3 protein-coding genes are annotated in these 3,758 nt (G+C 49.6%); all 3 read left to right on the top strand.

Annotation, left to right across the window (positions count from 1 at the left end; translation table 11 throughout):
* A partial coding sequence (locus A4E54_RS00555; protein ID WP_286723706.1) for a transglycosylase domain-containing protein occupies positions 1-1,370 on the top strand: 1,370 nt, incomplete at its 5' end.
* 91 nt (positions 1,371-1,461) lie between these two features.
* The gene (locus A4E54_RS00560) at positions 1,462-2,718 is read left to right on the top strand and encodes a nickel pincer cofactor-dependent isomerase, group 22 (RefSeq protein ID WP_286723708.1); all 1,257 of its coding nucleotides are present in this window, start codon (positions 1,462-1,464) and stop codon (positions 2,716-2,718) included.
* A gap of 116 nt (positions 2,719-2,834) precedes the next feature.
* The coding region (locus A4E54_RS00565; RefSeq protein ID WP_286723710.1) for a glutamate-5-semialdehyde dehydrogenase at positions 2,835-3,758 on the top strand (924 nt) is incomplete at its 3' end.

Below are 3,758 nucleotides of genomic sequence, written 5' to 3' on the forward strand. Positions count from 1 at the left end.
AACTGAGCAGTGATGTAAGTCTGGAGAATTACCATTCCTATTTCATTGATTACGTCATGGATGAAGCAGTGGATGCAATTGGCAACGATAAGATATTTAAAGGTGGATTAAAAATATACACTACCCTGGAGCCGGAAATTCAAAAGAAAGCCGAACAAGTATGCGCGCAAACTGATTTATTCCCTACCGACAGGGTTGAAGCGGCTGTAGCTATGGTGGAGAACGGCACAGGAGCTATAAAAGCGTTAGTGGGAGGCAGACAATACGGAGCAAATCGCGGGTTTAACCGGGCTACCCAGTTATCCAGGCAGCCTGGTTCGGCATTTAAGCCGATTGCTGTCTATGCGCCGGCTTTTGAAATCGGTTACAGCCCGGATTCAGTGATTTCGGACTCGCCGTTCAAGGTCGGCAGCTACGAGCCGCATAATTCCGGCGGCGGTTATTACGGGCCGATCACTATCCGTACAGCCGTGCAGTGGTCCCGCAATGTTGCCGCAGTCCGGCTTTTGAACCAAATCGGAGTTGACCGGGGTTTTGAGATGGCCAAGAAATTGGGTTTTGACCTGGTGGAAGATGACCGTTGCCTTCCTTTAGGCCTGGGTGGATTGACCAAAGGAGTTTCTCCCTTGCAAATGGCAGCGGCATATGCCGCTTTCCCGGGCGGTGGTATTTTTAACAAGCCATATGCGATTAAACGCATCGAAGACGGGCAAGGGCAAACACTTTACAGTCATCCCCAGGGTACTCCGGTGATGAAAGCGTCCACAGCTGATTTTATCAAAGATGTTTTGCGTACGGTTGTAGATTCGGGAACCGGGACCAGGGCGGGAATTCGCGGCGCTCAAGTCGCCGGGAAAACAGGCACCACCGAACTGCCGGACACGGCCGAGTTCCGTGGCTTGTCCGGCAACAAGGACGCATGGTTCGTCGGCTTTACGGACCGGTACACTACCGCGGTATGGATGGGCTACGATGAGAGAAACATGGACAGACAACATTACCTGACTTCCTATGGCGGCAATCAGCCGGCAGAAATATTCAGACTGGTGATGGCAAACGTCATGGGCCTTGATAATAGGGCAACCGGAGGATATGCTGTTCAGCCGTTGACTGAAGAACAAAAAGAGGAGCAAAAGAAACTAGATGAGCTGAAGAACCAAGATGAACAAAAGAAAATAAATGACCAAAAGAAACAGGGCGATTCAATAAAGCAGGTTGAACCGGGCAAGCAAGGGGAAGAGAAGAAAGATGACACAAAACAACAACAAAATGATGCTAAAAATAAAAATGATACCAAGGATAAGGAGGATAAAAAAGAACCTGCAAAATCTGTGATACCGACACCGCAGGCGGGAGATAAAAAGGTGTGATTAAGATTAATAACAAGCCGCGCTTTCTTTTCGAACAGCGCGGCTTGAACGGCTCTATTATTATATGCGAAGAAAACAGGTGCTGTTGACATTGTTGGAACATCTTAATTTCGTTAGAATCAGACAGATTTTTCCCGGACCGGTAGTTGACGATCCTTACAACAAGGTTATAAAAGAAATGGAACGGATTAACCTTGGAGCGAGAATCAAGCCCGGTTGGCGGGTCGCCATTACGGCAGGAAGCCGTGGGATTAACAATATCGGCGCCATCCTGGGTGCCGTGGTGGAATCAGTTGGAATGGCCGGGGCGGAGCCATTCATCATTGGCGCCATGGGCAGCCACGGTGGCGGCACAGCCGAAGGACAAAAAGCCGTGTTGAGCAGCCTGGGCATCACGCGGGAAAAATTGGGCTGCCCGGTGCTGACTTCAGAGGAAGTTGTGGAGATAGGCGCTACTCCGGATGGGATAAAAGTTTTCTGTGACATTAACGCATGGCGCGCCGACGGGATTATCGTTTGCAATAGGATCAAACCTCATACCACATTTCACGGGCCGGTCGAGAGCGGTTTAATGAAAATGATGGCTGTCGGCCTGGGAAAAACACGGGGCGCAACTTGCTTCCACCGCCTGGAGCCGCGGCGTATGGCCCGGGCTCTGGTTGAAATAGGCGATGTTTTCACGCGTTCGGGTAAAATTATTGGCGCTATCGGAATTGTTGAAAACAGTTACGAGGACACTGCCATTATTGAGGCTGTTTCTCCGGACAAGCTGGTTGAGGTTGAAGAACGGCTGCTGGAAGAGGCCTACCGGTTTATACCGCGCTTGCCGGCGGATAAACTGGACTTCCTGATTGTCAGGCAAATGGGAAAGAATTTTAGCGGAACAGGAATGGACACAAATGTGATCGGCCGGATGAGGATAGCCGGGGTGCCGGAACCCGAAACACCTTTTGTCGCCAGGATTGTCGTACTGGATTTAAGCGGGGTGTCCCATGGGAACGCCACCGGTGTCGGCTTGGCTGACATCACGACAAGACGTCTGGCCGATAAGATGGATTCCCGGACAACCTACCTCAATTGTATTACCAGCGGCAATGTCCAGCGGGCCATGCTGCCGATTATTATGCCTGACGACCGGACTGCGATAGAAGCAGCGGTCCGCAGTCTTTCCGCGGACGAGCCGCTTAACCTTAAAGGCGCAGTAATTAACAACACACTTGAACTGGAATATATGTGGGTTACCGGCAGCGTGGCAGATGAGTTGAGCGGGAGGAGCGATATAGAGATTATCGGAGCACCACGCCGGTTGACCTTCAACGACGGATTGATGGTTCTCGAAGAGGATTAAAACTAACATGATTTTCTTATGAGAAAGTTAAGTATATAATATAAAAAGGGCAAAAGTTTACGTTGTTGCGATATGGAATATCTCTTAAAACTAAACTTATTTAAGGAGATGTCAGTATGGAGATAAATGAAATTGCCCGCCAGGTAAAAGAAGCGTCCATACAGCTGGCTGCAATGAGCGCGGACCTGAAAAACAGGGCTTTAGAACAAATAGCCGGGTCACTGATTGACCGGCAGAGTGAAATTATCAAAGCGAATTATGAAGATTTAACCAGGAGCGCAACAGAAAACCTGCCGGAGCCTCTATTAAAAAGGCTGAAGTTTGACGAAACAAAGATAGCGGATGTGGTTGACGGGATCAACAGTCTGATAAAACTGCAAGATCCGGTTGGCAAGACACTGCTTGCGACTGAATTGGACGAGGGCTTGGAGCTTTATAAAACAACCTGCCCGATCGGTGTTATTGGTGTAATATTTGAGTCCAGGCCTGACGCCCTGGTGCAGATTTCCACTCTTTGCCTGAAAAGCGGCAACTGCGTGCTGTTAAAAGGTGGCTCCGAGGCGAAAGAAACCAACCGCGTTCTGGCGGATATCATTATCGACGCGACTAAAGAAGCGGGGATTCCGGCTAACTGGTTAAAACTCCTGGAAACCAGGGCGGAAGTCGATGAGATGTTGAAGTTGGATGAGAATATTGACCTGATCATTCCCAGAGGCTCGAACGATTTTGTCAGGTATATCATGGATAACTCAAGCATCCCGGTAATGGGGCACGCGGACGGCATATGTCACTGTTATGTCGATGAAGATGCTGACCTGGAAATGGCGGTGAAAATTGTAGATGACTCCAAAACCCAGTATGTTGCCGTGTGCAATGCCACGGAGACACTGCTGGTGCACGAAAAAGCCGCTCCCGGGTTTTTACCCCTGCTGAAAGAAGCCCTGGACAAAAAAGAGGTCGAGATATCCGGCTGCCCCAGGACGATGGAAATAATTCCGGTGTCTTTAGCCACGGAAGAAGACTGGGGGACGGAATACCTG

Source organism: Pelotomaculum sp. PtaB.Bin117, from assembly GCF_002067195.1.
In the GTDB taxonomy this organism is placed as follows: Bacteria; Bacillota; Desulfotomaculia; order Desulfotomaculales; family Pelotomaculaceae; genus Pelotomaculum_D; species Pelotomaculum_D terephthalicicum.